The organism is Trichococcus pasteurii (genome assembly GCF_900112935.1).
Lineage (GTDB): Bacteria > Bacillota > Bacilli > Lactobacillales > Aerococcaceae > Trichococcus > Trichococcus pasteurii.
The window spans coordinates 55,474-72,106 of sequence record NZ_FONM01000008.1; the positions used below are offsets into that span (position 1 = coordinate 55,474).

14 protein-coding genes and 1 other annotated feature are annotated in these 16,633 nt (G+C 51.1%); of the genes, 12 read left to right on the plus strand and 2 right to left on the minus strand.

All coding sequences use genetic code 11. The features are described 5' to 3' along the window. The first annotated feature begins 10 nt into the window (after positions 1–10). Positions 11–270 (plus strand) — a binding site (T-box leader). Positions 271–322: 52 nt separating this feature from the next. The 10 genes from BM184_RS08250 (at position 323) to BM184_RS08295 (ending at position 11,164) form a co-directional block, all read left to right on the plus strand. Then, on the plus strand, positions 323–1,369 hold the full coding sequence (locus BM184_RS08250) for a uroporphyrinogen decarboxylase family protein (protein WP_086943290.1): 1,047 nt from the start codon (positions 323–325) through the stop codon (positions 1,367–1,369). A gap of 149 nt (positions 1,370–1,518) precedes the next feature. Beyond that, positions 1,519–2,559, plus strand: a complete 1,041-nt coding sequence (locus tag BM184_RS08255) for a Gfo/Idh/MocA family protein (RefSeq protein ID WP_086943291.1) — start codon at positions 1,519–1,521, stop codon at positions 2,557–2,559. 1 nt (position 2,560) lies between these two features. Continuing rightward, a complete protein-coding gene (locus BM184_RS08260) occupies positions 2,561–3,664 on the plus strand; it encodes a uroporphyrinogen decarboxylase family protein (protein ID WP_177208602.1) in 1,104 nt (367 codons plus the stop codon). A gap of 33 nt (positions 3,665–3,697) precedes the next feature. Beyond that, positions 3,698–4,570: a transporter substrate-binding domain-containing protein gene (locus BM184_RS08265; RefSeq protein ID WP_086943293.1), complete on the plus strand. Its 873-nt coding sequence runs from the start codon at positions 3,698–3,700 to the stop codon at positions 4,568–4,570. Positions 4,571–4,621: 51 nt separating this feature from the next. After that, the gene (locus BM184_RS08270) at positions 4,622–5,332 is read left to right on the plus strand and encodes an amino acid ABC transporter permease (RefSeq protein WP_086943294.1); all 711 of its coding nucleotides are present in this window, start codon (positions 4,622–4,624) and stop codon (positions 5,330–5,332) included. A 24-nt stretch (positions 5,333–5,356) separates the two neighbouring features. Then, complete coding sequence (locus tag BM184_RS08275; protein WP_375152990.1) at positions 5,357–6,148, plus strand: amino acid ABC transporter permease; 792 nt, start codon at positions 5,357–5,359, stop codon at positions 6,146–6,148. Next, positions 6,123–6,863: an amino acid ABC transporter ATP-binding protein gene (locus tag BM184_RS08280; protein WP_086943296.1), complete on the plus strand. Its 741-nt coding sequence runs from the start codon at positions 6,123–6,125 to the stop codon at positions 6,861–6,863. Before BM184_RS08275 ends, BM184_RS08280 begins: the two co-directional genes overlap by 26 nt. 216 nt (positions 6,864–7,079) lie before the next feature. Continuing rightward, complete coding sequence (locus tag BM184_RS08285; protein WP_086943297.1) at positions 7,080–8,747, plus strand: peptide ABC transporter substrate-binding protein; 1,668 nt, start codon at positions 7,080–7,082, stop codon at positions 8,745–8,747. Positions 8,748–8,877: 130 nt separating this feature from the next. After that, positions 8,878–10,170 (plus strand): peptidase T, encoded by a 1,293-nt coding sequence (gene pepT / locus BM184_RS08290; RefSeq protein ID WP_086943298.1) that lies wholly within the window; start codon positions 8,878–8,880, stop codon positions 10,168–10,170. A 37-nt stretch (positions 10,171–10,207) separates the two neighbouring features. Beyond that, a complete protein-coding gene (locus BM184_RS08295; protein WP_086943299.1) occupies positions 10,208–11,164 on the plus strand; it encodes a hypothetical protein in 957 nt (318 codons plus the stop codon). A gap of 98 nt (positions 11,165–11,262) precedes the next feature. Here BM184_RS08295 and fghA read toward each other — a convergent pair whose 3' ends face one another. Together fghA and BM184_RS08305 are read right to left on the minus strand one after the other, a co-directional pair. Further along, positions 11,263–12,093, minus strand: coding sequence for an S-formylglutathione hydrolase (gene fghA, locus BM184_RS08300; RefSeq protein ID WP_086943300.1), 831 nt, complete (start codon positions 12,091–12,093; stop codon positions 11,263–11,265). A gap of 4 nt (positions 12,094–12,097) precedes the next feature. Further along, a complete protein-coding gene (locus BM184_RS08305; protein ID WP_086943358.1) occupies positions 12,098–13,213 on the minus strand; it encodes an S-(hydroxymethyl)glutathione dehydrogenase/class III alcohol dehydrogenase in 1,116 nt (371 codons plus the stop codon). A gap of 123 nt (positions 13,214–13,336) precedes the next feature. Here BM184_RS08305 and BM184_RS08310 point away from each other — a divergent pair, with 123 nt between their 5' ends. Both BM184_RS08310 and BM184_RS08315 read left to right on the plus strand, forming a co-directional pair. Further along, positions 13,337–13,675 (plus strand): winged helix-turn-helix transcriptional regulator, encoded by a 339-nt coding sequence (locus BM184_RS08310; protein ID WP_083546523.1) that lies wholly within the window; start codon positions 13,337–13,339, stop codon positions 13,673–13,675. Between the two features lie 187 nt (positions 13,676–13,862). Then, positions 13,863–16,523, plus strand: coding sequence for a lipocalin-like domain-containing protein (locus BM184_RS08315; RefSeq protein ID WP_218151010.1), 2,661 nt, complete (start codon positions 13,863–13,865; stop codon positions 16,521–16,523). Positions 16,524–16,633: the final 110 nt, after the last annotated feature.

The window sequence follows — 16,633 nt, forward strand, 5'->3', positions numbered from 1 at the left end:
GCCATACAGAAAAAAAGCAAAGAAGAGGAAAGTACTGGTTGGATAGTCCTTCAGAGAGCTCTTGGTCGGTGGAAAAGAGCGGACGGCAGCACAGGAAAAATGGCCTCGGAGTTGATGCGTTGACAGGGATTTTCCTGCAGACGTATCCGGACGCCCCCGTTAGTCAGGCAACGGTATCGAGCGCAGCAAAAGGCTCTGTACCGGTTGAGGCGGCAAGCGCAAGCTTTTCGCGAAAAAAGGTGGAACCACGATCTAACAGTCGTCCTTTCTGGAACAATCCAGGAAGGGCGGCTTTTTATTTTACATTTTAGGAGGAAAACATATGACAGAGACGAATAGAAAACAATTGATTTTTGACACTTTCGACAACAAGGAAACGGAGCGTGTGCCGGTTGGCTTTTGGTTTCACTTTGTTTTCGGTGATGCTCAATTCCGTGGTTTGGAGGACAGATCGATTTTGGATCGAGTGATCGCGGGGCACAAGGAATTCTATGACGCCTTCAAACCCGATTTCGTAAAGATCATGAGCGATGGCTTTTTCGGGCATCCGAGTCTGTTGGAAAAAAGGATTGAAATAGCGGATGACCTCTACAACGTCCAAGCAGTTGGGCCGAATCACCCTTGGATCACGGAGCAGGTCAAGACGGTGAAACGGATCAAGGAATCCTTCAACGGCGAAGTCGCAACTTTCTATAATATCTTTTCGCCGGCGAACTATATCCGGATCGCCTTCGAAGCATGGGACAAGGATCCCGAAAAATTCACCCGTTTCTTCGAAACCGAACCGGAAGCCCTCGCTTATGCGGCGAACGAAATCGCAAAAGACATCGCAGTCTTGACCCAGAGAGTCATTGAAGAGGCGGGCACGGACGGCATCTATCTGAGCGTGCAGAACGTCCAAAGCAGCACTGCCACCAAAGAAGCCTATCAAAATTATATCGCGCCTAGTGAATTGGCGGTATTGGCGGAGGCGAACAAAGTCAGCGACTACAATATCCTTCATATCTGCGGCTATGAGCATCATCAAAACGACTTGTCGTACTACCGGGATTATGAAGCAAAAGCCTACAACTGGGCGGTACACACCGAAAAAATCAGCCTGAAGGAAGGCAAAGATTTCTTCGGCAACAAAGCGGTGATCGGCGGCTTCGACAATAACACCGGTACATTGTTGGACTCGGGGAACAAGGTGGACATCGCCCAATTCACGGTCGACATCATCCACGAAATTGGCGATACAGGGGTCATCATCGGAGCGGATTGCACTGTCGATCCGCAGATTGAACTGGATCGTTTGGAATTGGTAAGGCAAACGGCGGCGGGTGTCTCAGGCAAAAACAACAAACAAACGACGTCGCTGCAAAAATAAAACAGGACGGCAGGAGCGGTGTTCGCCAAAGCCGGTCAACCCTGATAGACAATCGGTATTATTTTTAAAATAAGCACCGTGTTAGAATCAGACACATACTAAAAACGATAGCCATTCCGGTAAGCCGGAGTTCAGGAAGGAGGGGTCCCATGGTCGGGATCGTCATCATCGGTTGCGGGGATGTTTCGAAACAGCGGCACGCCCCTCTAAGCGATAAAAACGAAAAAGTCGATCTGGTTGGATTCTATAACCGTACGATCGCAAAAGCAGAAGCTTTCCAAAAGAAGTACGGCGGAAAAGTCTATCGGACTCTTGAGGAAATCTGGGAAGACGGAACGGTCGATGCCGTCATCGTCGCAACGAACGAACAATCGCACAGCCCCATCACCATTGCTGCGCTCGAAGCCGGTAAGCATGTGCTGTGTGAAAAGCCGATGGCGGATTCGGTGGCCGAGGCCGAACGCATGCAGCAGACAGCCGAAAAAACGGGGAAAAAGCTGATGATCATCCATAACCAACGACTTTATCCCGCACATCAGCTGCTGAAAAAGTTGCTGACGGAAGGGACACTCGGAAAGATTCATGCTTACCGGACGACATTGGCCAACCAAGGTCAGGAAAATGACGGTTGGGGTACGGCGGTCCCCGATTTCTACGATCAGATCGGCCATACGAACGGCGCTCTGGCGCAGGTGGGCGTCCACCGTATCGATTTGTTGAACTACTTATTCAGCGAAGATCCCGTCATTGCAGTGCTGGCCCAGACCGCGACACAAGGCAAGCAGTTGGCGGACGGAAGCCCGGTTCCTTATGAGGATTATGCAGTGTTGCAACTCCAACATCGCTCGGGCATCCAAGGAACCTTGCTGACCCACTGGTTTGATTATTCGAACGAAAGGCAGACCGTCATCTACGGCGAAAAGGCCACGGCCGTAACTTATGCGGACGGGCATCCGGTGGCACTTTACCGGAAGAACGGGGGAAAGACCTACCTGGATGATCCCTCGCAAGACGGTTTCTATACAGAACCATTGACACCGATCGTCGACAAGTTTGTCGAAAGCATCGAACAGGATACAGTTCCCTTCGTGACAGCGGAACAGGGGATAACGGCATTGCGTATTCTGGCCGCCGCTTACCGCTCGCAAGCAATACAGACATGGATACCCATCGAACAGGAGGATGCATAACATGACAGAAACATTTAATGGAAGAAAACGAATAGAAGCGGCACTCAAGAAGCAACCATTGGACAGACCGGCCATTTCCGGTTGGCGTCACATGCCGTTGGTGGATCGGGATGTTGAGGCGTTCGCCGAAGCGACGATCGCCTTCACGGATGAGAATGATTGGGACCTGATCAAGCTGATGTCGCAAGGCCAATTCTTCGCTGAAGCCTACGGAACGCCAATCACCTTCTCGACGGATGCGAAAGAATGGGCAGGCAAAATACTGGACTATCCGATCCGGAGCGCGGAAGATTTGACCCGTTTGGTGCCTCTCAAGGCGGACAATCCGGTGATCCAGCGCGAAGCCGCTTTTGCCAAGAAAATCGTGGAGCACTACAAAGGCGAAAAAGTGGTCGTCGGCACCGTGTTCTCGCCCTTGTCATGGGTGAAGCAATTTGCGCCAGGTAACGATTCGATCGCGCATATCGTCGACGGACCTGAAGAAAGCCCAATCGCAGATTTTCTGGAGCACCACCGTGAGGAATTGAAGACAGCGCTCGATGTGCTGCATGCCTCGAATAAAGTATTTGTGGACGAATTGATCGCTGCCGGCGTGGACGGCTTCTTCATCGCCGAGCAGTACAGCCAACGCGGCGATATCTCCGAAGCGGACTACGCAGCTTTCGCCAAACCTTATACGGATGACCTTTTGGCTTACATCAACGACCGCACGTGGTTCAACATCCTGCATGCACACGGGCATGTCGATCTGGCTGTGGAACGGTTCATTGATTACGATGTTCAGGCAATAAACTGGGAAGACGGAAGCGATCACGCTGAGGACCCGACCCGTTTGAGTTTCCGGAAGCTGCGGGCACTGACGGACAAGCTGCTGATCGGCGGTATCTCGCCGAAAACCGATCTGACGTTTTCGAACAATGCCCAGGAAGTCGAGGACTTGCTGGTCGATCGATTGGCGGACGTCCTCGCCGAAACAGGTGATACGGGCATCGTATTTGCACCGGGCTGCGCAATTTCATTGGATGCTAACCCGGATTTTTATCAACGCATCAACGCCGCCGCCCAAAAAGTGAGCGCGACAACCATAAACGCAACGAACCATTAAACGAATCGTAAACATACAGGAGGAGTAAATCATATGAAGAAAAGAAGATTATTGACGACAGTAAGTTTATTGGGGGCAGCCTTTTTGGCCGGCTGCGGCCAGACGGATGCGGAAACAACGAGTGAGGCAACGAGCAGTTCCGCAGCTGAGGCGGTGGAAGTGACAACAGTGACAGTGGCGCATACGCAAAGTTCCGCACCGATGAATTATGTGGATGAAAACGGCGAATCCACTGGCTATGAAGTCAGCGTTTTGAAGGCCATCGACGAGCTGTTGCCGCAGTATGAATTTGAATATGTGCCGACTTCCGACGAGGATCTGCTGATTGGGATCGAATCCGGCAAGTACGATGTCGGAACGAAAGGCGCTTGGTATACAGAGGAACGCGCTCAAAAGTTCATTTTCCCTGAGAATTATATCGGCGCCAGCAGCATCGGCGTGCTGATCCGTTCGGAAGATGCCGAAGAAATCACCGATTTGGAGTCGTTTGCGGCTGCGGGCAAGAGCCTGGTTCCGATTTCGCCGAATAATGCCCAGTACAACGTGATCGAGGACTTCAACGCGGAGCATCCGGATACGCCGATTGAACTGACTGCAGCAGATGTATTCGAAATTTCCGATGCCTATACTTGGTTGTTGGAAGGACGCTATGATGGCTACTTCGCCGTCAAGACCGCTTATGAAGTGAACGTGCTGGCGGAAGGCGCGCCGTACAGCCAATATAAGGATGATTTCTCTTACTTTGTCTACGAAGCGCTGCCGACTTGGCCGTTGTTCAACAAAGAACAGCAGGAACTGGCCGATGCATACGATGAAGCCTTCCTGCAATTGGAAGAGGACGGTACAATCGATGATTTGATGATCGAGTTCCTTGGCGAAAACACATTCCAATACGTGAAGGAATAACAACAGGAGCGCCACGGAGGATGACAAGACAGACAAGGAGGAGGCTAAAAGATGAATCGTCCATTCGACATCACTTATATTTGGAAGGCAGTGCCAGAAATTCTATCCGGTTTGGGCGTAACGCTGCAATTTTTGATCGGTACGATCGTGATCGGGGGGCTTTTGGGCTTCCTGGCGACCTGGGCAAGGCTCAGCGGTCCGAAATGGCTGCGGGCAATCGTCCATAGCTACATCTGGATCATCCGCTGCACGCCTTCGATCGTCATGATGTTCTTGGTCTTTTACGGCTTGCCGGAGGTGCTGTTGGGTGTCTTCGATGTCGATATCAACAGTTGGAATCGCCTCAACTTTGTCGTCATCGCCCTGTCGCTCCTGTTTTCGGCGCCTTGTTCGGAAATCATGCGTTCGGCTTACTTGGCAGTCGCTAAAGTGCAGCGTGAGGCTGCCCTCAGTATCGGCCTCACCGAAGCGCAAGCGTTCAGAAGGATTGTTTTGCCCCAGGCTCTTGTGAGTGCGTTGCCGAACCTCGGCAATTCGTTCATTCTGTTGATGAAGGAGGGGGCTTTGGCCTACACGATCGGCATCGTCGACATCATGGGCAAAGGCCAACTGATCATCGCGCGCAATCTCGGCGGTTATTCGATCGAGACCTACATCGCATTGGCGGGCATCTATTGGCTGCTGACACTGGCGATCGAGAAGACATTCAAGCTGGCGGAAGACAAATTGTCGGCAGGAAAACAACCGTTGCGTGCGGCATAAGAGAGAGGAGCGAGACGCATGACCATTGATTTACCTTATGTGCAGGAAATTCTGATCCTTGTGTTGAAGGGTATTCCGACAACGCTGCGCTTGACCTTCATCCCATTGCTCATCGCGCTGCCGTTCGCTTTCCTGATCGCGGTGGCGAGACAGCGGAACGTCAAGGGGCTGGCCCGTTTATCCCAAATTTACGTGTCCTTCATCAGAGGGACGCCCTTGATCGTCCAGATTCTGGTGATGTACAGCCTTTTCCCGAGTCTGTTGAACGCTCTCGTGAAAAGTCGGGGGCTCGATTACGACGTTTTCGGCATTAATCCGATCTATTATGCCTATATCGTTTTTACGTTGAATACGGTCGCGATCCTGTCGGAGGTTTTCCGTTCGGCCCTCGAAACGGTCGACAAACGCCAACTTGAGGCGGCTCTTTCAATCGGCCTGCTGCCGATTCAGGCATACCGTCGGATCGTGATTCCGCAAGCGCTGGTGGCGGCAACGCCGAACTTGTGCAACAGCACCGTCAATCTGCTGAAATCGACCTCGCTGGCCTTTCTGATGTCGGTTCAGGACATCACGGCCATCGCCAAGACTGAAGCAGCATTCGGCTACAACTATCTGGAGTCTTACCTTGTGATTTTCATTGTGTACATCGTCCTTTGTTCGCTCGTTCAGGTGGTTTTCCAATTGCTGGAGCAGCGTTTGTCCCTCTACAAGCGCGGACGTAAAATTACGGTGAAATCAGAAAATGATAAGCAACCGGAGTATTTTGAAGACGCACGAAAGGAGCGATACCATGCTGGCATTGAGGAATATTCATAAAAAATTCGGCGAACTGGAAGTCTTGAAAGGTGTGGATATCGCAGTCGAAAAAGGCGATATCGTCGTGATTCTGGGCCCAAGCGGCTCGGGCAAGACGACATTGCTGCGCTGCATCAACTTTCTGGAGCGCGCCGACGAAGGCTCCTTGCATTTCGACGAAATCCAGACCGATTTCTCGAAAGCAAGCAAGAAGGACATCAATGCGGTGCGGAAAAAATCTGCATTCGTTTTCCAGAATTACGGCCTGTTCGACAACAAGACGGTATTGGATAACGTCACTGAAGGCCTGATCGTCGGACGCAAAATTCCCAAAAAAGAAGCCATCGAAGCGGCCATCCGCGCCTTGGAAAAGGTCGGGCTGAGCGACCGCTTGGCCTACTATCCTTCGCAACTATCCGGAGGCCAACAGCAACGGGTGGGCATCGCCCGCGCCCTCGCGGTCAACCCGGACGTCATCCTGTTCGACGAGCCCACTTCGGCTTTGGATCCGGAACTTGTGGGCGAAGTGCTGCATGTGATCCGCAAACTGGCGGAGGAAGGCACCACTATGGTCATTGTCACGCATGAAATGACCTTCGCCAAGGAAGTGGCCAACCGCGTCATCTTCATGGATCAGGGGGTCATTGTGGAGGAAGGCGCCCCTGAAGCTATTTTCGGCAATCCGAAAGAAGCCCGCACCAGAGGGTTCCTGCAGCGGATTTTGGCCCGCGCTTGATCTAACTGGCAGCTCCCTTATTTAGCTCGTCCTACCGTTCGCAACGGGGGCGAGCTTTTTGTTTTCATTGGAAGTATCGGCGTTGCCTATCACAGTTGTTCGGAAATCGGAATTATCCTAAAGCATCCTGTGATGGTAAGCTACTTGTACATACATATCAAAGAAATGAATTCCAACATAGGGATAAAAATAATGAGAATCGTCAGGAGGAACAGTATGTTAAAAGATAAATGGGTCATCACGACAACGCTAGCGATAAGTTTGGTGTTGGCGGGCTGTTCGACCGGGGATGCCGCAAACACAGAAAGCAGCGAAGGAGCAACAGCTTCATCCACACCCGCCGCAGCCGAGCAAATCATCACAATCACGAATACGGGGGAATTGGCTTCCTTGGACAATGCCGTTTCCGCCGACAATTCCAGCCTGGTGGTGCTTGAGAACGCAAATGAAGGTCTTTACCGCGTCGGGGACGATGGCGCGTTTGAATTGGGTATCGCAGCCGAAGAGCCTGTTGTCAGCGAGGACGGGCTGGAATATATCTTCAAGATCAGGGAAGATGCGAATTGGTCGAACGGTGATCCGGTGACTGCGCAGGATTTCGTCTATACCTACCAAAAAATCGTCGATCCGGCGACGGCTTCCCCAAACATCAATAAACTGTACCCGTTGAAGAACGCCGAAGCGATCAACAACGGGGAGTTGGACAAAGCGGAACTGGGAGTCGAAGCGATCGATGAGAAGACCGTGAAGTTCACTTTGGGCAATCCGACCGCTTATTTCAAGGATTTGTTGGGGACGTCTTCCTACTTGCCGCAGAATCACCAAGTGGCGAGCGAGTTGGGCAGCGCCTACGGAACGAACAGTGAAAACACTGTGTACAATGGACCTTTCGTCGTGGAAGGTTGGGAAGGCACGGATCTGAACTGGTCGATGGTTCCAAACGAAGCTTATTGGGACGCGGAAAACGTCCAATTGGATCAGATTAACTGGGAAGTCAGCAAAGAAATCGCCACGAACATCAACTTGTTCGAATCCGGTGAAGTCCAGTTGACGCAGATCAGCAATCCTTACATTGAACAATATGCAGGATCCGACGCTTTGGTGACGGAACCGAAAGCTCTGTCCGGCTATGTCTGGTTTAACCAAGGCCGCACGAGCACAGCCAATGTCCATCTGCGGAAAGCTCTTTCTACTTCGTTCGACAAGGAAGCGTATGTGGATACCGTTTTGAATGACGGTTCCGTGCCTTCGAATGGTTTTGTGCCTTCCAATTACGCGTACAATCCTGAAACCGATGAAGATTTCCGCGAAGAGAGCGGCGATTTGGCAGTCTACGATCTGGAAACGGCACAGGCCGAGTGGGAAACCGCGAAGGAAGAGCTCGGAATCGAAACATTGTCGATCGAATTGCTGACTTCCGATACCGAAACTTCCAAGACGACTGCCGAATTTCTGCAATCACAATGGCAACAGAACTTGCCCGGTTTGACGATCACGATCCGCAATGTACCATTGAAGAGCCGGATGGAATCGACCACGAACGGTGATTACGACATCGCCTACGGAACGTATACCCCGAGTTACGCCGATCCGATTGCCTTTCTGGAGATGTATGAATCCACAAGCGGCCTGAACAGTTCGCGCTTTGCGGATGAAGGTTACGATGCCTTGTTGGACGACACCAGAAGCACGTATGCGAACGATGCGGAACAACGTTGGGAAACACTATTGGCGGCGGAAGAAACCTTGATTGCCGAGAACGCCGTGAATGCGCCGATCTATCAAGGCGCCAACGCCAACTTGGTCGATCCGTCCTTGAAGGATGTGCAGATCCAACCAGTGGGCGCAGCGATGTATTTCCGAACGGCTTACGTGGAAGAGTAAACGGACAATAGACTGAAAACAAGCACTTGAGAAAATATCCGCTTAACGGACTTGCCTTCAGAAGGCGACCGTTAGTCGGATATTTCCTTATATTGATATGAAAAGCGTCAAAGAAAGGCGGATGAGGTATATGTACGAAAATTTATTGGAAAGATTCATCGCATACGCAAAGGTCGACACGCGTTCGGATGACAGCAGCTACACGGTGCCGTCAACGCATAACCAGGTGACATTTGCCTTGGAGTTGGCAAAGGAACTGATCAGAATCGGTCTGGAGGAGGTCGAATATAATGAAACGAACGGCTTTCTGACCGCGACCCTGCCAAGCAATACGGCAGAAGCAGTGCCGGTCATCGGTTTCATTGCGCATCTGGACACGGCCGATTTCAACTCAGTCAATATCCATCCACAGGTCCATTGTGCTTATGATGGCGGCGATATCGTCTTGAACGAGGCTGAACAGATCATCCTTTCGCCGAAGGAATTCCCGCGCTTGCGTAACTATATCGGTGAGACGGTCATCACGACGGACGGCACGACCTTGTTGGGCGCCGACGACAAAGCCGGCATTGCCTCGATCGTGACTGCCTGCGAGCAATTCCTCGCGCATCCGGAACGGAAACACGGGAAGATCCGCCTCGCTTTCGGACCCGACGAAGAACTGGGAGCTCGCGGGGCGAAGCTATTCGATGTGGACCATTTCGCAGCCGACTTCGCCTACACAATCGATGGCGGACCGATCGGAAATCTGACTTACGACAACTTCAATGCAGCCCAAGCGGAACTCACCATCCGCGGCACGAGCGTCCATCCCGGTTCCGCGAAGGATACGATGGTCAACGCTTTGCTGGTCGCCAGTCAATTTGCGACGGCTTTGCCTCAAGAGGAGACTCCGGAACGCACCAGCGGCTACGAAGGCTACTACTTCCTGACTAGCCAGAGCGGGACCGTCGATGAAGTCAAACAGACCTACTACATCCGCGATCATGACCGGGAACACTTCGCTGCCCGCAAGCATTTCTTCACCGAACGGGTGGCGGCGTTGAATGCCCAGTTTGCCGAACCGCGGATTTCCTTGACGTTGTTCGATCAATACTACAATATGCGCGACATCATCGAGCAGCATCCGGTCGTCGTGGATCTGGCTGTGCAGGCTTATGAATCCTGCGGCATCACGCCGGTCTTTAAACCGATGCGCGGCGGAACGGACGGCTGCATCATCTCGCACAAAGGCTTGCCGACCCCGAATCTGTTCTCCGGCACTGAAAACGGCCACGGCAAATACGAATTCGTTACGCTGGAAACGATGGCGAAATCCGTCGACGTCATCATGGCGATCGTCGAACAGAGTGCCGTACTGAGTAAAACTTTTCAGCTGGAAGGTATCTTCTCCTTAACGCAAGCCGTCAAAAATCGGGTATAATATACTTAGCAAACTGCAATTGGGGAGGATGAATTGCATGAAAGAAACGGAAAAAGTATTGAAACAGTTGAACAAATTCATTTTGAATCACGTCGAGGATTACGACTCTGTGGATGAAGCAGTTGAAGCATTCACGAAGCTTTCCAACGAGGCCAGTGCCAAGGGCGAAACGTTCGTAATCGGAGAAATGACAAACGAGGAAAAAGCGACTGAAGAGCTGGAGAAGCTGGAGTTCGCGGCTTCCGAACGCGAATACGCAGCGATTTTGGAGCGTGCCTTGAAGTTGGATCCGGATAATTTGGAAGCCCGGCTATTTAAACTGGATCCTGAATCACTCGAATTCATTCATGAACTCAAGAAACTGGAGACACTCGGAAAGGCAGTGATGCAAAAGCGCGGTCTGGATGATGAGGAGTCCATCGGAAACTATTGGGGAATCGTCGAAACCAGGACATACTTGCGCATCAAGGCGCTGTATGCGGATGAATTGCAGAAACGCCGGATGTTGACGGCTTCCGTGAGGGAGTATGAAGATATTTTGCGGTTGAACGAAGCTGACAATATGGGGATCCGCTACATTCTGATGGGTATCTACTGTCAGTTGGAACAAATGGAAAAAGCCAAAGAGCTTTACCAGCGCTTCCCTGAAGCATCCGCTCAGATGCTGTTGCCGCTGATTCTGCTTTCATTGAAATACGATGACGAGTTGAGCGCGAAACGCTATTACAAAGATCTACAGAAAGAAAACAAAAGCTGCAAAAAAGTTTTTGGCCGGCGGGAGGTTGATCTGGAGAGCATGGTGGAAGCAATCGATGCTGTTGATTATCTTGCGGACAGCGAAGAAGAACTCTACATCGCGATTTCCAATGTAATGACCGACTTTGCGGTCGTGCCGGATATGTACTATTTCAACTGGCTGAAGAAAAATCTAATCAAACCGCCTTCATCTAAACCGACTAAGCCATCTAAGAAATGGATCCAGAAGAAAAAATAGTTGCCTTGGTGTTTGACAAAAGCTCGGTAAAAAAGCCGATAAGGAAACGGAATATCCGTGACCTTATCGGCTTTTTGTGTGCTTATGGTTGCTGCTTTCTACTTCAAACAGTCTTTATGGAATTGCAGATGGTCTTCGATGAAGGTAGCGATCGTAAAGTAACTGTGATCGTAACCGTCCAGTTTTTCGTAGCGCACTTTCTTGCCTTCAGCGGCTTGCAGGAAGGCTTCCTCGTTCAGTTGGACATCATAAAAATTGTCAGCTGTCCCTTGCGAAATAAGGATGGGCGGAGCTGCAGGGCTTTCCGCGATCAAGCTGGTCGCGTCCCACTCCGCCCAATTTGTTTCATCAGTCCCCAGGTAGGCGGTGAAGGCTTTTTGGCCCCAGGGAACCTGTGACGGATTCAGGATCGGTGCAAATGCCGAAATGGAGCGGAAGCGTTCCGGATTCTTCAAGCCGATGACCAACGTGCCGTGGCCACCCATCGAGTGTCCCATGATGCTCTCTTTTCCTGAAAAATTCGGAATCAGAGCATAGACAAGTTGAGGCAATTCTTCCGTCAAATAAGCATACATCCGATAATTTTTTGCCCACGGTTCCTGGGTGGCATTCAGATAGAAACCGGCGCCTTGGCCTAAGTCCCAACCTTCATCATCCGCCACAGCCGTTCCGCGTGGGGAGGTGTCGGGCATGACGACCGCCATGTGGTGCTGGTTTGCGTATTTTTGGAAGGCGCCTTTTTGGCTGAAGTTGTCGTCGGTGCACGTCAAGCCTGAAAGCCACCAGATTAAATCTGTCGGCTTATTGTCCGTTTGTTGGGGCAGGAATAGACTGAAAACCATATCGCAATCCAGTGTTTCAGAATAGTGGCGGTATTTTCTTTGTTCGCCCCCGAACGCTTTATGCGTTTCGATCAGAGTTGTTGTCATGTCCTTATTCTCCATAGGTCAAAATCGTGCGGATCGACTCGCCTTTGTGCAACAGGTCGAAGGCTTCATTGATGTCGGTGAAATTCAGGTGATGCGTGATGAAGCTGTCCAAGTCGATTTCGCCGTTCATGAAATCCTCAACCATTCCGGGCAGTTCCGTGCGGCCTTTGACACCGCCGAATGCAGAACCTCTCCAGACGCGTCCTGTCACCAATTGGAACGGACGGGTATGGATCTCTTTGCCGGCTCCCGCGACACCGATGATGATGCTTTCGCCCCAGCCTTTGTGGCAAGCTTCCAAAGCGGCTTTCATGACTTCGACATTTCCGATGCATTCAAAACTGTAATCCACGCCGCCGTTGGTCATTTCGATCAGGACTTCCTGGATCGGACGATCATGTTCGCTTGGGTTGACGAAATCAGTGGCGCCCATTTTTTTGGCCAGTTCCCATTTGTCGGGATTCATATCAATAGCGATGATGCGCTTGGCTTTGGCTTTTTTCAAACCTTGGATAACAGCCAGTCCGATCGCTCCAAGTCCGAAGACTGCAGTCACTGCGCCTTCTTCGACTTTTGCTGTGTTTTCGACAGCCCCGAGGCCGGTCGTCACGCCGCAACCGAACAAAGCAACTTTATCCAATGGCGCCTCTTTATCGATGTTGACTAGGTTGATTTCATTCACAACGGTGTATTCACTGAAAGTGCTTGTCCCCATATAGTGATAAATCGGCTCTCCGTTGTAAGAGAAACGGGTCGTTCCATCCGGCATCAAGCCCTTGCCTTGGGTTTCGCGGACGGCTGAACACAGATTTGTTTTGCCGGACAGACAGAATTCGCATTCCCCACATTCCGGCGTGTAAAGAGGAATGACATGGTCCCCGGGCTTCACGGAAGTGACTTCATCACCCACGGCAACGACCACACCGGCACCCTCATGGCCCAACACGGCAGGGAAAACACCTTCCGGATCTTCACCCGACAAAGTGAACGCATCGGTATGACAGACGGAAGTGTAAAGAATTTTCACCAATACTTCTTTGGCGTTTGGCTCTGCCACATCTATTTCCACGATTTCCAACGGTTTGCCTGGTCCAAAAGCGACAGCTGCTCTACTTTTCATAATTTTATTTCCTTCTTTCTTGAAAATGGTATTTCTTTCCATTTCAGAATACTATATAATGACTCTTGTGTGAATACTGACATAATTGTCACTATGATAAATTTTATGAAAAGAGGCAATCTAATGATCCAATACCAAGAGAAAGAATTTTATAATACAAAAGATTTAGCCTTATCTGTTGTAGGTGGAAGATGGAAAATTGCCATCATCTGGTCCTTGCTCCACAACGGCACACTGCGGCTGAGCGAGTTCAACAAGATCCTTCCTGACATCAACCAACGGATGCTGATCCGGCAGTTGCGGGAGCTGGAGCGCGACCTGATCATCGCAAGGACGGTCTATCCTGTTGTTCCCCCAAAAGTCGAGTATCATCTGACCGACATCGGCAAGGAATTGGCGCCTGTCGTCCAATCCATCTGCGATTGGGGAGACCAATATCTGAAAGTGATAACGGAAGAATAGACGCTTCAGCGCATTAGGGAACTCCTCAAAATGAAAAAGTAACCTCCGACCACCATAATAGTTGTACGAACAAATTAAATGTGATATCTTAATTTGTAAGTACATCTATTTTGTGCGGAATCAAATGTTAGCGGTTGCAATTATAAAGGAGGCGTTTTTTATCATTACCAGGTCAAGAATATCCAAGTTGTTGCTTTGCGGTATGGCCATCAGCATGGCTGCAACGGTCCAGTCCAAGTCACAGGTGCACGCGGCAGAATCAGATGAGCCTATAACTTTCTCGAATGCATCGGTCCACGATCCTTCCATCATCCAAGATCAGAAATCCGGGATGTATTACGTATTCGGCTCGCATATCGCAGCCGCGAAATCGCCGGATCTGATCAATTGGCAGAATTTCACCAACGGCTACACCAGTACGGACAACACGATTTACGGTGACCTGAGCGGAAACCTTTCCGAATCCTTCGCTTGGGCCGGGGAAGATGATGCTGACAGCAAAGGCGGTTATGCGGTCTGGGCGCCGGATGTCATCTGGAACAAGCAGTACAGAAATGCGGACGGCAGCAAAGGCGCCTACATGCTGTACTACAGCGTCTCCTCCACCTATATCCGCTCGGCAATCGGCCTGGCTGTGTCCAAGAATATCGAAGGACCCTACACATATGTCGATACGATCATCTATTCCGGATTCACGGAGGAAGAAACGTATGATGCGAACAGTGACGTCAACAAGCAATGGGAGAGCACAAATATCGATGAGCTGATCGAAGAGGGCGTACTGGAAGAGCCTAATCCAGAGTGGTTCACGGAAAACGGTGTCTACAACAATGCGGAATACACGAACGCCATCGATGCCAATGTCCTGTACGACAAGCAAGGGAAACTGTGGATGACGTATGGTTCGTGGTCGGGCGGGACCTTCATTCTTGAATTGGACAAAAAGACGGGCATTCCGCTTTACCCGGGCGAAGACGGCGTGACTAAGGATGGCCGAATGATCGACCGTTATTTCGGAACCAAGATCGCCGCCGGTTACGGGCGTTCTTCTGAAGGAACCTATGCCGTCTACGACAAAAAGGCCGGCTATTATTATCTTTACTTGACCTATGGTGGGTTGGCTTCGGACGGCGGTTACCAGATGCGTCAGTTCCGTTCGGAGTCGATTACGGGTCCGTATGTGGATGCTGCAGGCAATGAAGCCGTGTATCCTGAGTCCTTCGACAAAGGTGTAGGCAATTTCCCCGGAGTCAATGACCATCAGGATATCGGCAACAAACTGATCGGGAACTTCCTGTTCACCCGCGAATTGGGTGAGGACGGAACCGGGGACGGCGTCGGGTATCTGTCGGCGGGACACAATTCCTATTACATCGATGCCAAAGCTGATAAGGAATTTCTCGTGTTCCATACCCGCTTCCCGAACAAAGGCGAGACGCATGAAGTGCGTGTCCACCAAACGTTCAAGAACAGCTATGACTGGCCGGTTCCGACACCGTATCGCTATGCTGGCGAAACGATAACGGAAGTGACACAGGAAGAGGTCACCGGCACTTACAAGTTCATCAACCACGGCAACCAGATCACCGGCCAATTGACGGAATCCACGTTTGTGGAGCTGCAGGAAAACGGCACGGTCGCGGGTGCGCAGGAAGGCACATGGCGGCTTTACGATGGCTACCAGGCCGAGCTTACACTGGCGGACGGCACCTATGATGGGGTCTTCATCAGCCAGTGGGATCCGACGACAGAAGCGTGGGTCATGACTTTCAGCGGTATGTCCGAGAACGGGCATGTCATCTGGGGAAGTCAAACGAGCACGGCAACGGACTCGGAACAGATGGAGAAAATCAAAGCGGAACTTTCAGCTTCCATGCCGGAATCCGTCGTGAAGAACATCGAGTTGCCGACTACCGCTGCGGGTGGAACCACTATCCAATGGACTTCCTCCAATCCTGCGGTCATTTCGGAAGATGGCATTGTCACACGTCCCGAAGCTGGCGAACCGGCAGCGATCGTGACGTTGACGGCACTCATCCAAAACGCGTTGCAATCAGAGCAAGTCAGCTTCGAAATCCAAGTCGATCTGAAGGAAGCCGGCAAGCTCTCGGCGTACTATTCCTTTGATGAGACGTACCAGAATGCGGCAGGCGACCAGACCGATGCGCAAGTGACGGGAGACCGGATCAACAACACAGGTGGGACTGTACCGTTTGTGGAGGGTATAAAAGGACAAGCCGCTTCGTTCGACGGCAAATCCGGACTGTCGCTTGGAAAGGGCTTGATCACTCAGAATGCTTATACCGTAGCTTTCTGGATCAATCCAGCCGAGCTGAATCAGTTCACGACCGCCTTCTTCGGAGCGGCAACAGAGCAAAGTTGGATCAGCCTGACGCCTGTAGGGCCGGCCAATCAGACAATGCTCTGGTCCGGTCAGCAATGGTATGATGCGCCGATTGGTTCCACCATTCCAACTGGTGCATGGACCCACCTTGCCTTCACTGTGGATGCCGGTAAGATCGCCGTCTATGTCAACGGCGAGGAAAAGTTCACAGGAGAGGCATTCCCGAACATCTTCGAAGGTTCGGCAGCGTCGTTCAGTCTGGGTGTCAACTACTGGGATCAACCGTTCACCGGGTTGATTGATGAACTGTACATTCAAGACGGCATCGTCCTTCCGGCCGATGAAATCAAAGCACTGTACGATGAGGGCGCCGCAGAAAATCCGGATGCGGCCATCGCCGAAGAATCCGTCAGTCAATCGACCTTATTGTATGGCGCACTTGCATTCGGAGCTGTGGCAATTGCAAGAGTGCCGATGCACTACCGAAAAAAATCAGATGAATAGACTGTAGCAAGGATAAAAATCAGGGGAGGGCTCTTTAGGAGTTTTAGACCCTGATTTTTTTATTTTGATCGGATCAGCTGTGGTAAAATAAACACATAATAAATAAATCA

Excerpts from the sequence above, each read along its gene's own strand:
- BM184_RS08270 (WP_086943294.1), top strand. The coding sequence starts at position 4,622 with ATGAATCGTCCATTCGACATCACTTATATTTGGAAGGCAGTGCCAGAA.
- BM184_RS08295 (WP_086943299.1), top strand. The coding sequence starts at position 10,208 with ATGAAAGAAACGGAAAAAGTATTGAAACAGTTGAACAAATTCATTTTG.
- BM184_RS08260 (WP_177208602.1), top strand. The coding sequence starts at position 2,561 with ATGACAGAAACATTTAATGGAAGAAAACGAATAGAAGCGGCACTCAAG.
- BM184_RS08310 (WP_083546523.1), top strand. The coding sequence starts at position 13,337 with ATGATCCAATACCAAGAGAAAGAATTTTATAATACAAAAGATTTAGCC.
- fghA (WP_086943300.1), bottom strand. The coding sequence starts at position 12,093 with ATGACAACAACTCTGATCGAAACGCATAAAGCGTTCGGGGGCGAACAA.
- pepT (WP_086943298.1), top strand. The coding sequence starts at position 8,878 with ATGTACGAAAATTTATTGGAAAGATTCATCGCATACGCAAAGGTCGAC.
- BM184_RS08305 (WP_086943358.1), bottom strand. The coding sequence starts at position 13,213 with ATGAAAAGTAGAGCAGCTGTCGCTTTTGGACCAGGCAAACCGTTGGAA.
- BM184_RS08265 (WP_086943293.1), top strand. The coding sequence starts at position 3,698 with ATGAAGAAAAGAAGATTATTGACGACAGTAAGTTTATTGGGGGCAGCC.
- BM184_RS08280 (WP_086943296.1), top strand. The coding sequence starts at position 6,123 with ATGCTGGCATTGAGGAATATTCATAAAAAATTCGGCGAACTGGAAGTC.
- BM184_RS08285 (WP_086943297.1), top strand. The coding sequence starts at position 7,080 with ATGTTAAAAGATAAATGGGTCATCACGACAACGCTAGCGATAAGTTTG.
- BM184_RS08255 (WP_086943291.1), top strand. The coding sequence starts at position 1,519 with ATGGTCGGGATCGTCATCATCGGTTGCGGGGATGTTTCGAAACAGCGG.
- BM184_RS08250 (WP_086943290.1), top strand. The coding sequence starts at position 323 with ATGACAGAGACGAATAGAAAACAATTGATTTTTGACACTTTCGACAAC.